This window comes from Thalassovita taeanensis, assembly GCF_900110775.1.
In the GTDB taxonomy this organism is placed as follows: Bacteria; Pseudomonadota; Alphaproteobacteria; order Rhodobacterales; family Rhodobacteraceae; genus Litorimicrobium; species Litorimicrobium taeanense.
In genome coordinates, this window is sequence record NZ_FOEP01000002.1 from 344173 (window position 1) to 360833 (window position 16661).

The 16661-nt window shown below is 63.4% G+C and carries 22 protein-coding genes; 6 read left to right on the forward strand and 16 right to left on the reverse strand.

Annotated features, from left to right (window positions below):
* Nucleotides 1-26: 26 nt before the first annotated feature.
* Complete coding sequence (folK, locus tag BSF79_RS04120) at nucleotides 27-593, reverse strand: 2-amino-4-hydroxy-6-hydroxymethyldihydropteridine diphosphokinase (RefSeq protein ID WP_090268564.1); 567 nt, start codon at nucleotides 591-593, stop codon at nucleotides 27-29.
* A 140-nt stretch (nucleotides 594-733) separates the two neighbouring features.
* Between folK and BSF79_RS04125 the strand changes: the two genes are divergently transcribed.
* Nucleotides 734-1306 (forward strand): LabA-like NYN domain-containing protein, encoded by a 573-nt coding sequence (locus tag BSF79_RS04125; protein ID WP_090268565.1) that lies wholly within the window; start codon nucleotides 734-736, stop codon nucleotides 1304-1306.
* A gap of 56 nt (nucleotides 1307-1362) precedes the next feature.
* Here the strand turns inward: BSF79_RS04125 and BSF79_RS04130 are convergent, their stop codons facing one another.
* On the reverse strand, nucleotides 1363-1860 hold the full coding sequence (locus tag BSF79_RS04130) for a c-type cytochrome (protein WP_245776311.1): 498 nt from the start codon (nucleotides 1858-1860) through the stop codon (nucleotides 1363-1365).
* A gap of 132 nt (nucleotides 1861-1992) precedes the next feature.
* On the opposite strand from BSF79_RS04130, the gene ispH reads away from it, so the two are divergent.
* The 4 genes from ispH (at nucleotide 1993) to rnhA (ending at nucleotide 4710) form a co-directional block, all read left to right on the forward strand.
* Nucleotides 1993-2943 (forward strand): 4-hydroxy-3-methylbut-2-enyl diphosphate reductase, encoded by a 951-nt coding sequence (gene ispH / locus BSF79_RS04135; RefSeq protein ID WP_090268566.1) that lies wholly within the window; start codon nucleotides 1993-1995, stop codon nucleotides 2941-2943.
* Nucleotides 2944-3027: 84 nt separating this feature from the next.
* A complete protein-coding gene (locus BSF79_RS04140; RefSeq protein ID WP_090268726.1) occupies nucleotides 3028-3636 on the forward strand; it encodes a LysE family translocator in 609 nt (202 codons plus the stop codon).
* 20 nt (nucleotides 3637-3656) lie between these two features.
* Complete coding sequence (locus BSF79_RS04145) at nucleotides 3657-4250, forward strand: class I SAM-dependent DNA methyltransferase (protein WP_090268567.1); 594 nt, start codon at nucleotides 3657-3659, stop codon at nucleotides 4248-4250.
* Nucleotides 4243-4710, forward strand: a complete 468-nt coding sequence (gene rnhA, locus BSF79_RS04150) for a ribonuclease HI (protein ID WP_090268568.1) — start codon at nucleotides 4243-4245, stop codon at nucleotides 4708-4710. Before BSF79_RS04145 ends, rnhA begins: the two co-directional genes overlap by 8 nt.
* Nucleotides 4711-4865: 155 nt before the next feature.
* On the opposite strand, the gene BSF79_RS04155 is transcribed toward rnhA, so the two are convergent.
* The 6 genes from BSF79_RS04155 to def (BSF79_RS04180) form a co-directional block, all read right to left on the reverse strand.
* Complete coding sequence (locus tag BSF79_RS04155; protein WP_090268569.1) at nucleotides 4866-5102, reverse strand: GlsB/YeaQ/YmgE family stress response membrane protein; 237 nt, start codon at nucleotides 5100-5102, stop codon at nucleotides 4866-4868.
* 9 nt (nucleotides 5103-5111) lie between these two features.
* Entirely contained in the window at nucleotides 5112-5348 is a 237-nt protein-coding gene (locus BSF79_RS04160; protein ID WP_090268570.1) for a hypothetical protein, read from the reverse strand.
* A gap of 15 nt (nucleotides 5349-5363) precedes the next feature.
* Nucleotides 5364-6269: a methionyl-tRNA formyltransferase gene (fmt, locus tag BSF79_RS04165; RefSeq protein WP_090268571.1), complete on the reverse strand. Its 906-nt coding sequence runs from the start codon at nucleotides 6267-6269 to the stop codon at nucleotides 5364-5366.
* A 233-nt stretch (nucleotides 6270-6502) separates the two neighbouring features.
* Nucleotides 6503-6997, reverse strand: coding sequence for a peptide deformylase (gene def, locus BSF79_RS04170; protein ID WP_090268572.1), 495 nt, complete (start codon nucleotides 6995-6997; stop codon nucleotides 6503-6505).
* Nucleotides 6994-7491, reverse strand: a complete 498-nt coding sequence (gene def, locus BSF79_RS04175; protein WP_090268573.1) for a peptide deformylase — start codon at nucleotides 7489-7491, stop codon at nucleotides 6994-6996. The genes def (BSF79_RS04170) and def (BSF79_RS04175) overlap by 4 nt, the downstream gene beginning before the upstream one ends.
* The gene (gene def / locus BSF79_RS04180) at nucleotides 7488-8009 is read right to left on the reverse strand and encodes a peptide deformylase (RefSeq protein WP_090268574.1); all 522 of its coding nucleotides are present in this window, start codon (nucleotides 8007-8009) and stop codon (nucleotides 7488-7490) included. Before def (BSF79_RS04180) ends, def (BSF79_RS04175) begins: the two co-directional genes overlap by 4 nt.
* Before the next feature lie 142 nt (nucleotides 8010-8151).
* Between def (BSF79_RS04180) and BSF79_RS04185 the strand changes: the two genes are divergently transcribed.
* Entirely contained in the window at nucleotides 8152-9321 is a 1170-nt protein-coding gene (locus BSF79_RS04185; protein ID WP_090268575.1) for a MalY/PatB family protein, read from the forward strand.
* Nucleotides 9322-9351: 30 nt separating this feature from the next.
* On the opposite strand, the gene BSF79_RS04190 is transcribed toward BSF79_RS04185, so the two are convergent.
* The 8 genes from BSF79_RS04190 to BSF79_RS04225 form a co-directional block, all read right to left on the reverse strand.
* Nucleotides 9352-9699 (reverse strand): hypothetical protein, encoded by a 348-nt coding sequence (locus tag BSF79_RS04190; protein ID WP_090268576.1) that lies wholly within the window; start codon nucleotides 9697-9699, stop codon nucleotides 9352-9354.
* 93 nt (nucleotides 9700-9792) lie between these two features.
* Entirely contained in the window at nucleotides 9793-10563 is a 771-nt protein-coding gene (gene cobM / locus BSF79_RS04195) for a precorrin-4 C(11)-methyltransferase (protein ID WP_090268577.1), read from the reverse strand.
* Nucleotides 10564-10598: 35 nt separating this feature from the next.
* Nucleotides 10599-12416: a precorrin-3B C(17)-methyltransferase gene (gene cobJ / locus BSF79_RS04200; RefSeq protein WP_090268578.1), complete on the reverse strand. Its 1818-nt coding sequence runs from the start codon at nucleotides 12414-12416 to the stop codon at nucleotides 10599-10601.
* The gene (cobI, locus tag BSF79_RS04205; RefSeq protein WP_090268579.1) at nucleotides 12407-13108 is read right to left on the reverse strand and encodes a precorrin-2 C(20)-methyltransferase; all 702 of its coding nucleotides are present in this window, start codon (nucleotides 13106-13108) and stop codon (nucleotides 12407-12409) included. The genes cobJ and cobI overlap by 10 nt, the downstream gene beginning before the upstream one ends.
* 54 nt (nucleotides 13109-13162) lie before the next feature.
* Nucleotides 13163-14365: a precorrin-6y C5,15-methyltransferase (decarboxylating) subunit CbiE gene (gene cbiE, locus BSF79_RS04210; RefSeq protein WP_090268580.1), complete on the reverse strand. Its 1203-nt coding sequence runs from the start codon at nucleotides 14363-14365 to the stop codon at nucleotides 13163-13165.
* A 72-nt stretch (nucleotides 14366-14437) separates the two neighbouring features.
* Nucleotides 14438-15076: a precorrin-8X methylmutase gene (locus BSF79_RS04215; RefSeq protein ID WP_175545251.1), complete on the reverse strand. Its 639-nt coding sequence runs from the start codon at nucleotides 15074-15076 to the stop codon at nucleotides 14438-14440.
* A 72-nt stretch (nucleotides 15077-15148) separates the two neighbouring features.
* Nucleotides 15149-16291 (reverse strand): sirohydrochlorin chelatase, encoded by a 1143-nt coding sequence (locus BSF79_RS04220; protein WP_090268582.1) that lies wholly within the window; start codon nucleotides 16289-16291, stop codon nucleotides 15149-15151.
* 3 nt (nucleotides 16292-16294) lie between these two features.
* Nucleotides 16295-16531, reverse strand: coding sequence for a DUF6732 family protein (locus BSF79_RS04225; RefSeq protein WP_090268583.1), 237 nt, complete (start codon nucleotides 16529-16531; stop codon nucleotides 16295-16297).
* Nucleotides 16532-16661 lie beyond the last annotated feature (130 nt).

Consider the following 16661-nt stretch of genomic DNA (forward strand, 5'->3'; position numbering starts at 1 on the left):
GAAACCCTCTATTGACAAGTCGATATTCAAACAGAAATCACCTCGGCCCGTGCAGAAGCGGGCAAATCGGCGCACATCTGCGTGACTGTGCGGCCCAGAACCGGGTGAACCCAGCCCGGCGCCACGTCTGACAGCGGCACCAAAACAAAGGCGCGCTCGTGCAGGCGCGGGTGCGGCAGAATCAGCTGTTCCGGCGCCTCAAGCCTCTGCCGCTCTGCGGGCAGATCCATCCACGCCTTCTGTGTTTCCCGGTCAGGCAGCACCAGATCTCCATAGGCAAGCAGGTCCAGATCCAGCGTGCGCCGCCCCCAGCGCACCTCTCTTTCGCGGCCAAATTCGGCCTCGACCCCGTGCAGCACCGCCAATACTTGCTCCGGCGACAGCGTTGTCGTGACCCGAGCAGCCGCATTTATATAATCCGGCCCGGCCCCGACCGGAAAGCACGGGGTCTGATAGAATCGACTCACCGCAGCCACGACCAGCCCTTTTTCTTCCAATAGTTGCAAGGACATGCTCAGAGATTGGGCAGGCCCCCCTGCTTTGGACGGCAGATTGGCCCCCAATGCTATCAACACTTCTTGATCGGTATTCATATCAGCCCTATCCTTTTGCGTGTATTTACTCTCTTGCACCGCTCGATCAGCAGTCCTATTTTCATATTCCAGTTCTACTCCTAATTAATTTTACCCACTCACGGACAGGAGCCTAGGACTGACCATCGGAAGGGAAATTAATGTTTTATAAAGACGAACGGCTGGCGCTGTTCATCGATGGGTCGAATCTATACGCTGCAGCGAAGGCGCTTGGGTTTGATATCGACTATAAATTGTTGCGGCAGGAATTTATGCGTCGTGGCAAATTGCTCCGCGCCTTCTATTACACCGCCTTGCTGGAGAATGACGAATACTCCCCAATTCGACCACTTGTCGACTGGCTGAACTATAATGGTTTTACCATGGTGACCAAACCCGCCAAGGAATATACCGACAGCCAAGGCCGACGTAAGGTCAAGGGCAATATGGACATTGAACTCGCAGTGGACGCCATGGAACTGGCCCCGCGCGTGGATCATATCGTTCTGTTCTCAGGCGACGGGGATTTCCGCCCATTGGTCGAAAGCCTGCAACGGCACGGCGTTCGCGTTTCGGTTGTATCAACCATTCGCAGCCAGCCACCAATGATCGCCGACGAACTGCGCCGTCAGGCTGACAACTTCATCGAGCTGGACGAGCTGAAAGAGGTCATCGGTCGCCCCGCGCGCGACCCTATGCCCGACCGCGAAGCCGCCATGTCAGCGGGCGAATAAAACCAAGCCGGGGCCCGTGCCCCGGCTTCCTCCGGCCGCGGCGTCAAAGCACAATTTCAGCTTTTCGCTGCGGCTGCGTTGATCTGATTGTGACGCTCGACCACAGGCCCCGGCCATGTGCTCTTGATATAAGCCAGCACCCGCAGGATATCCGCGTCGCTCAGAACCTCGCCGAAGCCACCCATGCGGCTTTGATACCCATTCCCGACAAGCGCAGCACTGCCATATTTGGTGATCGCAAACAGCTGCTGATCCGGGTGATGCCAAGTGTGCCCCGACCGATCATGCGGCGGCGCGGGCAGATACCCATCTGCATCGCGCTCGCGCCAATTGCCCTGCCCCTCAAGCGCCGCCCCATGACACGCCGCGCAATTTTCGGCATAAAGAACCTCCCCCTTGGCGACCGCAACCGGATCGTCATAGGGAAACAGCCCGGCCTCGGCGCTGGCCCGCTGGCTCCACAGCACCCCGCCACCAATAATCAAAGCAGCCGCAACACCCACCACCGCAACACCTCTTGCCTTCATACCAGCCCCCATATGCCAATCATCCATCCACCTCACCACAATGCCACCGCCGCGACAATGTACGCACCCCACACAAACGGGTGATACAGGGCACATGCCACCTCGGGGCTGGACCCACCGCGCCACAAGCCCTACCTGTACCTGTAACAGGAGACGCCGATGACCAAACCGCCCCTCACCCTCTACCTCGCCGCGCCGCGCGGCTTCTGCGCCGGCGTTGATCGCGCCATCAAGATCGTCGAACTGGCGATCCAGAAATGGGGGGCCCCTGTCTATGTCCGCCACGAAATTGTGCACAACAAATTCGTCGTCGACAGCCTGCGCGACCAAGGTGCCGTGTTTGTCGAGGAACTGGACGATTGCCCCGATGACCGCCCGGTGATCTTTTCCGCCCACGGCGTGCCCAAATCCGTGCCCGCCGCTGCCAGCGCCCGGCAGATGGTCTTTGTCGATGCCACCTGCCCGCTGGTCTCCAAAGTCCATATCGAGGCCGAGCGCCACTCCGACGCGGGCCTTCAGATCATCATGATCGGTCACGCGGGCCACCCCGAAACCATCGGCACCATGGGCCAACTGCCTCAGGGCGAGGTGCTTCTGGTCGAAACCGTCGAAGACGTGGCGCACGTGTCCGTGCGCGACCCCGAACGCCTGGCCTTTGTCACCCAGACCACCCTCTCGGTTGATGACACCGCCGGGATTGTCGCGGCCCTGAACGCCCGCTTTCCCGCCATTCGCGGCCCCCACAAAGAGGACATCTGCTACGCCACCACCAACCGGCAGGAAGCTGTCAAAGCCATGGCCGACAAGATCGACGCCATGCTTGTGGTCGGCGCGCCCAACTCGTCCAACTCCCGCCGTCTGGTCGAAGTCGCAAGCCGCGCGGGCTGCGCCTATGCGCAACTGGTGCAGCGCGCTGCCGACATTGACTGGCGTGCCCTTGATGGCATCACCTCGATCGGCATCACCGCCGGCGCCTCGGCGCCCGAGCTGCTGGTCGACGAGGTCCTCGATGCCCTGCGCGCCCGCTATGACGTGACCATTTCCGAGGTCGAAACCGCCAAGGAAAATATCGAATTCAAAGTGCCCCGCATCCTGCGCACACCGGCCTGATCCCGGACAAAGGGTTTGACCGGGCGCGGCGGCGCGGGCACTCTGCCCCTATCATACCCCGCCATCAAACTGCCCGAGGTCCAGATGTCGCCTGAATTTCTCCTCACCGCCTTCATCGTCTGCCTCGCTCCGGGGATCGGCGTGATCTATACCCTCTCCGTCAGCCTCAGCAGCGGATGGCGGGCCGGGCTTCTGGCGGTGCTGGGCTGCACATTGGCCACCGCCGCGCATCTCAGCTTTGCGCTGGCCGGGCTGGCCGCCGTCCTGCACGCCAGCGCGCTTTTGTTCCAGACCATCAAATGGCTCGGCGTCGCCTACCTGCTGTGGATGGCGTGGGGCACCCTGCGCGGCACCAGTGCCCTGCAGGTTGAAACCGAACGCCCCGCCAGCGCCGCCCGCATCGTCTGGCGCGGTATCCTGCTCAACCTGCTGAACCCGAAACTGCCGCTGTTTTTCGTGGCCTTCCTGCCGCAATTCGTTACCGAAACCGGCCCGCAGGCCACGCAGCAACTGATCACCCTGGGGCTGGGCTTTACCAGCATGACCTTCGCCGTCTTCGTGATCTATGCGCTGCTGGCGGGCACCATGCGCCGCGCCGTCCTAAACAGCCCCCGCGCCATGGCCTGGCTGCGCCGCGCCTTCGCGGCCTCCTTTGCGGCCCTCGGCCTGCGCCTCGCGTTCGAACGCGCCTGATCCACCTCCCAAGGAACCCCATGTGCCCTGATCCCGAAACCATCCGCATCTACGACACCCGCGCCGCGGACTATGCCCGCGTGGTGGCAACATCAACACCGGGCGCGCTGCTTTCTGCCTTCATCGCGGCGATCCCCGCAGGCGGGCGCGTGCTGGATCTGGGCTGCGGCCCCGGCCTGTCCGCCGCGTGGATGGCCAAGGTCGGACTGAAAGCCGACGCCGTGGATGCCTCGGCCGAAATGGTCGCCCTCGCCGCCGCCCACCCCGGCGTCACCGCATGGCAAGCCAGCTTCGACGACCTTGACGCCACCGCGCTCTATGATGGCATCTGGGCCAACTTCAGCTTGCTGCACGCCCCGCGCGCCGACATGCCCGGCCACCTTGCCGCGATCCACCGCGCCCTGCGCCCCGGCGGACAGTTCCACATCGCCCTCAAAACCGGCACAGACGAGGCCCGCGACAGCCTGGGGCGGCTCTATACCTACTACACCCCGGACGCGCTGACTGCCTTGCTGACCGAAACCGGCTTCACCGTAACAAAAACCACCACCGGCCGCGATAAAGGGCTGGACGGCAGCATGGCAGATTGGGTATCGCTGGCCGCCCATGGCTAAGCTATTCGCATATACTGACGGAGCATGCTCCGGTAATCCCGGCCCCGGTGGCTGGGGTGCCCTGCTGCGCGCCATGGATGGCGACCGCGTGATCAAGGAACGCGAGATCAAGGGCGGCGAGGCCCACACCACCAACAACCGGATGGAGCTTCTGGCCGCGATCAACGTGCTCGAAGCCCTCGAACGCCCCTCGACCCTCACCGTGGTCACCGACAGCGCCTATGTCAAAAACGGCGTCACCGGCTGGATCCACGGCTGGAAACGCAACGGCTGGAAAACCTCGAACAAAAAGCCGGTGAAAAACGTCGAACTCTGGCAGCGCCTCGAACAGGCCCAGGCCCGCCACACCGTGACGTGGGAATGGATCAAGGGCCACGCAGGCCACCCCGAAAACGAACGCGCCGACGAACTGGCCCGCGCCGGAATGGCCCCGTTCAAACCCGGCGCCGCCGCCAGATGACAGCGCTCGCGCTGCTGGATTATGCCTCCGTCGTGATCTTTGCCCTCACCGGCGCGCTCGCCGCCTGCCCGTCTACAAAAGCCGCCCACCTAAATAGGCTTCACATTTTCCAAATATCCCCGCCGGAGGCTCCTCAGCATCCACCGGCACCCCGGTCACTTGTTGACATAGGTCTGCCAAAGCCAGATCAACACCAACGCCCCCAGCAGTGCGCCCAAAAATCCGGCCGCCATGCCCATGACCGACAACAACACCCGCAACACCAAACCACCAACCAATGCGCCCGCCATGCCAATCACCACCGTGGTGATGATATCCGCCTCGATCTTCATCAGACGCGTCGCCAGAAATCCCGCCGCCGCCCCCACGATCAGTAACCAGACCACAGTCATTCCAGCCTCCTATTTTCGGTAATGCGTCGGCACGATGATCAGCGCCCCGATCGACGACAAAATCGCATCGAACCCGGCACTGCCAAATCGCAGCCCGAACATGATCCGCACGAAATAGAACAGAAACGCCCCGCCCACACAGATGATGATAGACGAGACATAGCCATTGCGCGTGAACCCCGACCGCTCCGCCGCATAGCCGACAATGCCCGCAATCACGACCGTTCCGATCATCGTGGGAAACATGGGCGCACCTCCACCTTACAACCGCGTGCCCTTGGGCAAAGGCATCCCGCGCAGAAACTCACCCGCATCCTGCGCCGCCCGCCCGGCGCGTTGCAAGCGCAAAAGCCGCACCGCGCCGGTGCCGCACGCCACCGTCAGCGCGTCATCCAGAACCTCACCCGGCGCCCCGGCGCCCTCTGCCAGGGACGAGGCCAGCAGCTTCACCCGCTGCCCGCCGATCTCGACCCAGGCACCGGGAAACGGCGAAAGCCCGCGTATCTTGCGATCGACCTCTGCCGCAGGTGCGGCCCAATCCACCGCCGCCTCGGCCTTGTCGATCTTATGGGCATAGCTCACGCCATCCTCAGGCTGCACCTCGGGCTGCAACGCGTCCAGCCGCGCCAGAGCCTCGACAATCAACGCAGCCCCCAGCGCCGACAACCGGTCATGCAGTTGCGCCGTGGTCTCCTGCGCCCCGATCGCCACCGCCTTGCGCAGCAACACCGGCCCGGTATCCAGCCCCGCCTCCATCTGCATGATGCAAATGCCGGTTTCGGCATCGCCCGCCATGATCGCGCGGTGAATGGGCGCCGCCCCGCGCCAGCGCGGCAACAGGCTGGCGTGAATGTTCAAACACCCCTTCGCGGGCGCGTCCAAAATCGCCTGCGGCAGGATCAAGCCATAGGCCACCACCACCGCCACATCCGCCTGCAACGCGGCAAACTCCGCCTGCGCCTCTGCCCCTTTTAGCGAGACCGGATACCGCACCTCCAACCCCAGCTCCAACGCGCGGGCGTGCACCGGCGTCGGACGGTCCTTCTTGCCCCGCCCCGCCGGGCGCGGCGGCTGGCAATACACCGCAGCAATTTCATGCCCCGCCGCGACCAAAGCCTCCAGCACCGGCACCGAAAATTCGGGCGTGCCCATAAATACGATCCGCATCCCTGCTTCCTTCCTTCGGGCGATCCGACCGCCCGAGCATCCTGCACGTCTTCGCCCAACAAAACGTTAACGCACGCTGCCTTAACCCGTCGACACACGCTTACCATATGCATCTATTGTGCATCGGGTGTGCATGTGAATCACATCGCCAAATCCGGCCCGCCGCCCTTGTTTACAAAGCTTTCCAAGATATTTACCGCTCCGCGCCACTCCGGCACGGATCACGTTAACCTTTACTGCGCCTTGCGCGCCCGGCGGATCAGCATATCGCGCTTCACCTTCGACAGATGATCGAAATACATCCGGCCATTCAGGTGGTCGATCTGGTGCTGCACGCTGGTCGCCCAAAGCCCGACAAAGTCGCGCTCTTCCACCGCTCCGGCCTCGTTGAGAAACCGCACTGTCACCGCTCGCGGTCGGCTGATATTGGCGTGGACACCGGGCAGGTTCGGGCTGGCCTCATCATGCGCGCGGGGTTGCACGCTGGCATGCAGAACCTCCGGATTGGCCATCCGCACCACCTGCCCGCGCTCGGTGCTGGCATCCACCACCGCCAGCCGCTGCATAACGCCAATCTGCACCGCCGCCAGCCCCACACCCGGCATGGCCTCCATCGTATCAATCATGTCGGCCCAGATTGCGCGCACCTCGTCGGTGATCGCCTCAACCGGCGCCGCAGCGGTGCGCAACCGCTTGTCCGGCCAGGGAATACATTTGCGAACAGTCACTGACGCGCCTCCAGATAAGCACCCTCGATCCGCGCCCGATCCTCGGTCGAAATCCGATCAAAAATCACCTTGCCATCCAGATGGTCCAGCTCGTGCAGCGCGCATTTCGCCTCGAACCCGTCCAGCCGACGCTGTTGTACCGCGCCATCCAACCCGGTCCAGCGCAGCACCACCCAAGCAGGCCGCGCCACCTCTGCGGGGGCATCCGGGATCGAAAGACACCCCTCCGGCCCGACAGCAACCTCTTCCGAGGCCTCAATAATTTCGGGATCTATGCAGGCCAGCGGCATCATCTCGCCATCTTTCCAACCGCAGTCCATTACGAAAACCCGCTTCAGCACGCCCACTTGCGGCGCCGCCAAACCGCGCCCCGGCGCGTCATACATCGTTTCAAACATGTCGGTGATCAGCCCAGACAGATCCTCGGCTCCCACCGGTACACAGACCTGCGACAAGCGCGGGTCAGGCCAGATCAGGATCGGCAGAACGCTCAAACCCGGGCCCTGTCACGCTTCAGTTTCTGCATCTTGCGGGTGATCAGCTGCCGCTTCAACGGAGTCAGATAATCGATGAACAACTTGCCGTTCAGATGATCGATCTCGTGCTGCACGCAGGTCGCCCACAGCCCGGCGAAATCTTCCTGCTGCTCGTTGCCGTCCCGGTCGATCCACCGCACGCTGACCTCGGCGGGGCGTTCAACGTCGGCGTATTGCTCGGGGATCGACAAACAGCCTTCCTCGTACACGCTCTTGTCATCCGACGATGCAACAACCTCGGGGTTGAACATGATCAAAGGCCGTGGCGCCTCGCCGGTTTCCTTGACGCAATCCAGCACAATCAGCCGCTCCAGCGTGCCGATCTGCGGCGCCGCCAGCCCGATGCCGGGGGCGTCATACATGGTTTCCAGCATATCATCCGCCAGCTTGCGCAGCGCGTCCGACAGATCGGGCACGGGGGCGCACAGTTTTTTCAGGCGCGGGTCGGGGTGGATCAGAATAGGGCGTAATGTCATATGCCCGATTTAGGGCATGCCCCCGCCCCGTGCAATGGTGCAAACCCGAACAAAAACGGCCCACAGGGCGGATACGCCGCATGTCACAGCCCATTGCACCTCGCCGCGATCCCGCTAACCTGCGCAAAAACAGGAGACCTGCATGAGCTTTGACGATATTATCAACCGGCACGGCACCCATTCCGCGAAATGGGACATGATGGAGCCGATCTATGGCGTCCCCGCGCAGGACGGCATCGCCATGTGGGTGGCCGATATGGATTTTCGCGCGCCGGAATGTATACAAAATGCCGTCGCCAAACTGCATGACCACGGCATCTATGGCTATTACGGCGACGATACCGCGTACCGTCAGGCGATCTGCCGGTGGATGGACACCCGCCACGGCTGGACTGTGGATCCCGCCGCGATCTTCACCACCCATGGGCTGGTCAACGGCACTGCGGTTTGCGTCGACACCTTCACGCAACCCGGTGATGGCGTTGTGCTGTTCACCCCAGTTTATCACGCCTTCGCCAAGGTGATCCGCGCCAACAACCGCCGCGTGGTTGAATGCAGCCTCGTAAACAATGATGGCCGGTACGAGATGGATTTCGCGGCCTATGACGCGCAGATGGACGGCTCGGAAAAGATGCTCATCCTGTGCTCGCCGCACAATCCCGGCGGGCGCGTCTGGACCCGTGCGGAATTGCAGGGCGTCGCCGATTTCGCCAAACGCCACGATCTGATCTTGGTATCGGACGAGATCCACCACGATCTGGTCTTTCCCGGCGCCCAACACACGCCAATGCCGCTGATCGACGGGATCGAGGACCGGCTGATCATGATGACCGCCACCACCAAGACCTTCAACATCGCAGGCTGCCACGCTGGCAATGTCATCATCTCCGATCCGATCCTGCGGCAAAAATTTGCTGACCGGATGATGGGGCTGGGCCTGTCACCCAACGCCTTTGGTCTGCACATGGCCGAGGCTGCGTATTCCCCGGAAGGGGCCGCCTGGGTCGATGACCTGATGGTGTATCTTGATGGCAATCGCCGCATTTTCGACGCTGGCGTGAATGCCATTCCCGGCCTGAAATCAATGCAGCTTGAAGCAACGTATCTGGCATGGGTCGATTGTTCAGGTACCGGCATGACCCGCGAAGAGTTTACCTCCCGGGTCGAGCGTGACGCCAAAATCGCCATCAATCACGGGCCGACGTTTGGCACAGGCGGGGAAAACTTCCTGCGCTTCAACCTCGCCACACCGCGCGCCTTGGTGGAACAGGCAATCGAGCGTTTGCAAGCCGCCTTCGCTGATCTGCAATAACCCATCAACAGGGCCGGGCAGTCGCCAAGACTACCGGCCCAGAAACGCCACGGCGACTGTTTCGTCCTGTGCGAAATCCAGCGGCACCTTGTCGTGAGCAAGGGTCAGGCGCTTGAACTCATAGCACATTTCGCCATTTTCCTCGGACGATGCGACGATCAGCCCCTGATACAGGTGGTATCCTCGATCATACAGATCGACCAATCCGCGCAAATGCGGCGCCCCTTCAGCCTCCAGCGCAAAGCCGTGCTCCCAAAAGCGCAACACGCGATAGGTCTTGCCATCGGCCTCGATCAGCATCCGACTGGACTGCTTCAGTGCACGCTTGCGTGCCGCGTCCAGCCCATCCTGAACCTCCTTGGGCAAAAATGTCGTCATCGCGCGCCTCCTATTCCCGGCCCTCAGGATGACGCAAAAGGCATTACCGTCAAGTAAAGCTTTGGCAACACTGATATTCTATCCGAATGCCCCTTATTTCACAGCAACTTTGGGCCTCAGTACATGCGGCATCGCAGGATCATACAGCGCCGAATCCTTAAAATCGCCCACTTCGCCCAACACCGGCCCCACCAGAATCAGCGCCGTGCGGGTGATCTTTTCGGCCCGCACCTTGGCGTGCATATCCGCCAGCGTGCCACGAATGAACAATTGATCCGGCCAGCCCACACGGTACGCCACCACCACCGGGCAATCTGCGCCATAGTACGGGCTCAGCTGCCGCTCGATCTCACGCAGGTTCCGCACCCCCAGATGAATCGCCAGCGTCGCCCCGGTGCGGGCAAAATTCTCCAGCGTCTCACCGGCAGGCATCGAGGTCGATTTCATCGACACCCGTGTCAGCACGATCGACTGCGCCACCTCCGGCACCGTCAACTCCTGCCCCAAGGCCGCCGCCGCCGCTGCATACGCGGGCACGCCGGGGATCACCTGATAGTCAATCCCATCCGCCCTCAGCCGCCGGATCTGCTCGGCAATCGCGCCATAAAGCGACGGATCGCCCGAATGCACCCGCGCCACATCCTCGCCCCGGCCATGCGCCGCAACGATCTCGGCATGCGTGTCATCCAGCGTCATCGGCGCCGTATCCAGAACCCGCGCCCCCTCCGGTGCCCCGGCCACCACCTCGGCGGGCACCAAAGACCCGGCATAAAGACACACCGGACACGCCCCAATCAACCGCTGCGCCTTCAGCGTCAACAACTCCGGATCACCCGGCCCCGCCCCAATGAAATAAACTGTCATGGCTCAGGCCCCCTGTTTCTTTCTGATAAAAATACTCACTGCGCCACCCCCGCCGCCAGATCACCGTCGATCTTGCGCGCATAGCCGCGCGGCGTGAACATCCGCGGCCCCTCGCCCAACTGCGCCAACCGGCTGTTGCTCGACCCGATCAGAACCACGGTCAGCATGTCCACCTCATCAACCTCCAATTGATCCAACCGGCGATAGCGCACATGCTCCTCGGGCCGCCCCAACGAGCTGGCCAACATGACCGGCGTATCCCCCGGACGGTGCTGCAACAGAATATCACGCGCCTCCGCCAACAACGTCCGCCGGGTCTTGGATACCGGGTTATAGAACGCGATCACAAAATCGCCCTCTGCCGCCGCCTTCAGCCGCCGCAAGATATCATCCCGTGGCGTCAACAGGTCACTCAGCGAAATCGTGCAGAAATCATGCCCCAACGGCGCCCCGGCCCGCGCAGCGGCCCCCTGAAGCGCCGAAACGCCGGGCGAGCAGACAACCTCTACCCGGTGCGCCGCATCAGAAACCCCATGCTCGTCCGGCCCGCGATCCAGAAGTTCGAACACCAGCGCGCCCATCGCGTAAATTCCCGCATCTCCGGAACACACCAGCGCCACGTTTTTGCCCTTGGCCGCTTGCTCCAGCGCATAGCGGCACCGCGCCTCCTCGCCACCCAACGGGAAATCGCTGCGCGCCTTGCCGGTCGCCAAAGGCCCCAGCAGGTCGATATACAGCCCATAGCCCACCAGCTCCTCAGCCTCGGCCACCAATCGGCTGACCTCAGGCGTGCGCCAAGCCGCCTGACCCGGCCCGATCCCCACCACAGACAACCGCCCGCGAGACCGCCCCGGCATTTGCGTCATCGGCTGCTCTGCCCGCGCGACCGCACAGGTACAGGTGGCGGTCTTCACCTTCTCGACCACCAATACCCCACCACAGGCCAAGGCCGCGCCTTCGCTCACCCCGTGACACCCCACTTCGGCAAAAACCACTTCTGAGGGATGCGCCAATTGCCCCGCAAATACCTCCAGCTCCGCCGCCGTGAACAACCGCAGCGGCACGTCCAGACGCCGCGCCACCTCGTTCATCGCGGGTTCGTCCGCCTTCAGATCGATCGAGGCGACGCAGGCCACTGCCCCCGGCGCAATCCCGGCCTTGTCCAGCGTGTCGCTGACCAGTGCCCACAGCTCCTCAGGGTCGGCATTGCGCGCACAGCCCAGCCCCAGCGCAAACCGCTGCGGATGATAGACCAGCCGCGCTTCGCCGCCCTGCGCGGGCGCTTCGCTTACCAGCAACTCCACCGCGCCGCCCGTCTCCTCGACGCCAAAGATATTCTCGCCGCTGACACGCAGCCCCTTACCTGACAGCAAAGCCGCCATCGCGCCCTTGGCATCCGCAGGATTGGCCAGCCGATACCCCGCCGGTGGCTCATCCAGCGCCACGCCCATCGCCACATCGCCCGCTGTGGTCACCGCAGCGACCCCGCCCAAAGCCTGTGCAATCTCGCGCACCAAACGGTTCGCCCCCCGGTGCCCGCCCAGCAGCGGCACAACCACCGCACCATCGTCGGAGACCGAAACAACCGGCGGCTCGGCCCGCTTGTCGGCCAGTAAAGGCGCCACCGCCCGGATCAGAATCCCGCTGGCACAGACCCCAACCACCGGCACCCCGGCGGCAAACAGATCACGCGCATGATCCAACGCATTGGGGAAAAACGCGTCCGCCGCGCTCACCCGTCCCTCGCGCCCATGCATCTGCGCGCCCAAGGCGTCAGCCACGCGCCGCGCCACGCCTTCACCCGACGCGCTCAGCGCCAGAACCACAGGTTTCGCAGTTCCGTTCACAACCATGGATCGGCCCCTTTTGTCAGCAAAATCATTGAAAAATACGGCGCGCGCTCCGGCGCTTCCGCCAGCGGACAAACCACCTCGTCCGGCAGGCTGGCCCGCTCCACATACATCGCGCGATCCGTCAGGCCCAACCCCTCGATCACACCCCGGATCTTGGCCAGATGCCGCCCCACCTTCATGATGACAACGCTCTCGGCCCCCTCGATTCGGCTGCGCAGCTCGTCCTCGGGCAAGGGGCCCGGCAGCACCGTCAGCCGCTCGTTGCGCGCCGCCAAAGGCATTCCGGCCCGCGCCGCACAGGTGGTGATGCTGGTCACGCCCGGCACCACCTCCACCTCGAACCGCGCGCTCAGCCGCGCAAACAGATACATGAACGAGCCATAGAAAAAAGGATCGCCCTCGCACAGGCACACCACATCCTCGCCCGCCTGCAACACCGCCGCGATCTCGGCCGCACCCTTGTCATAGGCCGCCTGCGCAGGCGCGCGCTCCACGGTCATCGGCACGTCCATCACGATCTCGCGGCACCCCGCCGGGATCACCGCAGCCGCGATCGAGCGGGCAAAGCTTTCGCCCCCCGCCAACGCCGGATAGGCCACGACCGAGGCCCCCGAAATCAGCCGATGCGCCCGCAGCGTCATCAGATCGGGGTCCCCCGGTCCAAGGCCCACACCAAACAGTTTACCCGCCATGCGCCGCCCCTTTCATCTTTCCCAAAACATACACATCCCGCCCGCGCCAAACCGTCATCGTTTGATCAGGCTCCACTGCGTCACCGGCATCAATGGCCGCCACCCGGTGCGCGGCCCGATCGGCTCGGCCCTGCTGACCTGGATCTTTACCAACTGCCCGCCAAACTCCTTGTGCAGCGCCACCAGAACCGCCTCGCTTTCCAGCGTCACCGCATTGGCCACCAGCCGCCCCAAAGGCCGCAACGCGCCCCACGCCGCCTCGAACACCTCACGGCTCAGCCCGCCACCGATGAACACCGCATCCGGCGCCTCCAGCCCCGCCAATGCCGCAGGCACCACGCCGTCCACAAGCTCCAGCTTCGGCACCCCAAGCGCCAGCGCATTCGCCGCCGCCATCGCCCGGCGGTCCGCCCGCGGTTCAATCCCGATCGCACGAGCATAGCGCGCACCGCGCATCCATTCCACCGCGACCGAACCACAGCCAGTGCCAATGTCCCACAGCAACGCCCCGCGCATCGGCATCAGCTTGGCCAAAGTCGCCGCGCGAACCTCTTGCTTGGTCATCGTGCCATCATGCTGAAACAAATCATCCGCCAACCCCGGCACCCGAGGCAGCAACGCCGCCCCCGGCGCTGCCAAACACTCGACCGCCAGCGTGTTGAACGCCGGAACGTCATGGTTCCAGCTTTCCGCCACGCCCTCGAACCGCGCTTCATCCTTGCCGCCCATGGCCGCCAACACCACCATCCGCGACCCACCGAACCCGCGCTCGGTCAGGAACCGCGCAATCTGCCCCGGCGTTTCGGCCCCAGTGGTCAGAATCAGCAACCGCACATCCGGCTGAATGAACGCGATCATCTGCTCCACCGGGCGACCGTGCACCGTCAGCGTCTCAACATCCGCCATGCTCCACCCCATCCGGGCGGCGGCCAGCTGAAACGCGCTCAACTGCGGATGATAGACAATCTCCTGCGGATCGATCTCGCGACCAATCCGTGCGCCAACCGAAAACCACAGCGGATCGCCCGTGGCCAAAACCACCACGCGCCGCCCTTTCAGCCCCTTCAACACCTCGATCAACGCGTTGAAGGGCGAGGGCCAGGCCAAACGCTCGGCCTTCACCCCGCCCGACAGCAGATGATGCCGATCACCGCCAATGATCACATCGGCAGCCTCGACCACAGCGCGGGTGGCGGGCACCAGCCCCTCCATCCCGTCCTCGCCAATGCCGACAATATGCACCCACGGATCAGACATGATCACACCCCGTTTCTTTCTGATGTAAATACTCAAACTGCGCGCCCCCACCTAAGGCACCACGCCCAAGGCTCATCCCGCGATCTCCGGCAATCCTGCCGCCAGTGCGTTCACCGCAGCCGAGGCAATCGCCGACCCGCCGCGCCGCCCGCGCAAGGCTACGAATTCGCACCCCTGCGGGCGTTCGGCCAGTTCCGCCTTGCTTTCTGCCGCGCCGACGAACCCCACCGGGAAGCCAAGGATCACCGCAGGCTTCGGGGCGCCTGCCTCAAGCAGCTCAAGCAGATGAAACAGCGCGGTGGGGGCATTGCCGATCGCCACCACGGCGCCCTCCAGCCGATCGGCCCACAACTCCACCGCCGCCGCCGACCGCGTATTGCCGATCCTCTTCGCCCGCTCGGGCACAGACGGATCATTCAGCGTCACCACCACATCGTTGCCCGCCGGAAGATAGCGCCGGATGATCCCCGCCCCCACCATTTCGCAATCGCACAAAACCGGGGCGCCACGCTGCAACGCAGCGTGGCCAGCCTCATACGCCCCTCGCGAGAACGCCAGCCGGTCCGCCACCTCGACCATGCCACAGGCATGAATCAGGCGGATCGCAAGTGCTTCCATCCCCGGCCCGAACCGCTCCAGCCGCGCCTCTTCGCGCACGGTGGCAAAACTGGCGGCATAGATCGCGCTGGGGTCTTTTTCGTAAGGACGCATCGGCAGGCCTTGCTTGAGCGGAGAGCGATGGAGCCTCCGGCGGGGATATTTGAAAAATGTGAAACGCGCAGGTCAGCGCCTGTGCTTGCGCGCGCTTTCCGGTCCGTGCGGGTGGTCCGCGTGCGGGTATTCGGGGTGGGAATGATCGTTGTCGTGATGATGGTGATCATGCCCGTGGGCGTGGCTGTGGTCGTGACTGTGATCGTGCCCGTGGCTGTGGCTGTGGGAATGACCATGGTCGTGGCTGTGATGATCCTCAGCCTCCAGTCGGCACTCGCCCGTGCAGAACGTGTCGCACAGCGCGCAATCGGCCACGTTTGACCCCGGCGCGCTGGCGCCCTGGCCTTCGACGTGGTGGTGATGGCTTTCCTGTACCGCGCCAACCTCGGCCTCGAACCCCAGAACCTGAGTGCGATATTTGCAGGTGCCGCAGGTTGGCGGAACCACCTCGCCGACCTGTTCGGTCACGCGTTCGGCAAAGGTTTCCAGGACCTTGGGGTGATCATTCAGATACCCGGCTTTGACAAACTGAATGTCGGGGTTTTGCGCCGCCACCTGATCGGTGAAGCCATAGATGCGGTCAATCAGGATGCCGGTGAACAGGAAATACGGGAACACGATGATCCGCTTATACCCCAGCTTGGCCGCGTGGGTCAGGCAGGGCTCTACAAGCGGGAAGGTCACGCCGGAATATCCGACCTCCAACCAACCGAATCCCATGCCTTCCTGCAGCATCCGCGCGACCTTGGCGACATTGCCGTTGGCATCCGGGTCAGAGGCCCCGCGCCCGATCACCACCAGACAGGTTTCGTGCAGCGCCACCTCGCCCAGATCGGCGTTGGCGTGCTCCACCGCCTCTTGGACACGGGCACCTGCGGCGGCGATCATCTTGGGGTCCACCCCCAACTCGCGGCCATACGACACCTCGATCCCGTGGGTCGCGGCATAGGTATTCAGCACCGTGGGGATATCGTTCTTGGAATGCATCGCCGCGAACAACATGCCCGGCACCGCCAGAATACGATCACAGCCCTTGTTGCGCAGCCGATCCAGCCCGTCGCGGATCACCGGATTGGCAAACTCGAGATAGCCGTAATCCATCTCCCACCCCTGTGGCAGATAGGCTGGCAGCTTGCGCGCCAAAACGCTGAATTCATCCACTGCCGACTGGCTACGAGAGCCATGCCCGCAAATCATCACACCGATTTTTGTCATATCTCAGGCGTCCTGCAATTCTTCGTCGCAAGGCGCTTCGGCCTCGTCCGAGGCTGCCTCGTCCTTGCCTTTGCCCTTCAGCCCTTGCCACAGCCCGATCGCAATGGCCGCGCCGATGGCAACACCGGCCAGCCAATGACCGTGACCGGCAACCTCGGCCAGATGACCGGGATGCGCCGCCGCTTGACCGGCCCAGACCGCAGGCAAAAGCCCCGCCAGAATTGCATGGAAATATCTCATGTCTCTCTCCTTCGACCACCAAAATATGAAGAGAGGGCACCGCGGAAAGCGGCACCTGACGACGCTGGTCGCGCGATCCCCTGATTGGGTCGATCCCGCCAGCACACCTCTCCGGCCCATATGGGCTTCG

Excerpts from the sequence above, each read along its gene's own strand:
- BSF79_RS04125 (WP_090268565.1), top strand. The coding sequence starts at position 734 with ATGTTTTATAAAGACGAACGGCTGGCGCTGTTCATCGATGGGTCGAAT.
- cobM (WP_090268577.1), bottom strand. The coding sequence starts at position 10,563 with ATGACAGTTTATTTCATTGGGGCGGGGCCGGGTGATCCGGAGTTGTTG.
- fmt (WP_090268571.1), bottom strand. The coding sequence starts at position 6,269 with ATGCGGATCGTATTTATGGGCACGCCCGAATTTTCGGTGCCGGTGCTG.
- cobJ (WP_090268578.1), bottom strand. The coding sequence starts at position 12,416 with ATGGTTGTGAACGGAACTGCGAAACCTGTGGTTCTGGCGCTGAGCGCG.
- BSF79_RS04145 (WP_090268567.1), top strand. The coding sequence starts at position 3,657 with ATGTGCCCTGATCCCGAAACCATCCGCATCTACGACACCCGCGCCGCG.
- BSF79_RS04215 (WP_175545251.1), bottom strand. The coding sequence starts at position 15,076 with ATGCGTCCTTACGAAAAAGACCCCAGCGCGATCTATGCCGCCAGTTTT.
- BSF79_RS04225 (WP_090268583.1), bottom strand. The coding sequence starts at position 16,531 with ATGAGATATTTCCATGCAATTCTGGCGGGGCTTTTGCCTGCGGTCTGG.
- BSF79_RS04140 (WP_090268726.1), top strand. The coding sequence starts at position 3,028 with ATGTCGCCTGAATTTCTCCTCACCGCCTTCATCGTCTGCCTCGCTCCG.
- BSF79_RS04155 (WP_090268569.1), bottom strand. The coding sequence starts at position 5,102 with ATGACTGTGGTCTGGTTACTGATCGTGGGGGCGGCGGCGGGATTTCTG.
- BSF79_RS04185 (WP_090268575.1), top strand. The coding sequence starts at position 8,152 with ATGAGCTTTGACGATATTATCAACCGGCACGGCACCCATTCCGCGAAA.
- rnhA (WP_090268568.1), top strand. The coding sequence starts at position 4,243 with ATGGCTAAGCTATTCGCATATACTGACGGAGCATGCTCCGGTAATCCC.
- BSF79_RS04130 (WP_245776311.1), bottom strand. The coding sequence starts at position 1,860 with ATGGATGATTGGCATATGGGGGCTGGTATGAAGGCAAGAGGTGTTGCG.
- BSF79_RS04160 (WP_090268570.1), bottom strand. The coding sequence starts at position 5,348 with ATGTTTCCCACGATGATCGGAACGGTCGTGATTGCGGGCATTGTCGGC.
- folK (WP_090268564.1), bottom strand. The coding sequence starts at position 593 with ATGAATACCGATCAAGAAGTGTTGATAGCATTGGGGGCCAATCTGCCG.
- def (WP_090268574.1), bottom strand. The coding sequence starts at position 8,009 with ATGACATTACGCCCTATTCTGATCCACCCCGACCCGCGCCTGAAAAAA.
- BSF79_RS04220 (WP_090268582.1), bottom strand. The coding sequence starts at position 16,291 with ATGACAAAAATCGGTGTGATGATTTGCGGGCATGGCTCTCGTAGCCAG.
- cobI (WP_090268579.1), bottom strand. The coding sequence starts at position 13,108 with ATGGCGGGTAAACTGTTTGGTGTGGGCCTTGGACCGGGGGACCCCGAT.
- cbiE (WP_090268580.1), bottom strand. The coding sequence starts at position 14,365 with ATGTCTGATCCGTGGGTGCATATTGTCGGCATTGGCGAGGACGGGATG.
- ispH (WP_090268566.1), top strand. The coding sequence starts at position 1,993 with ATGACCAAACCGCCCCTCACCCTCTACCTCGCCGCGCCGCGCGGCTTC.
- BSF79_RS04190 (WP_090268576.1), bottom strand. The coding sequence starts at position 9,699 with ATGACGACATTTTTGCCCAAGGAGGTTCAGGATGGGCTGGACGCGGCA.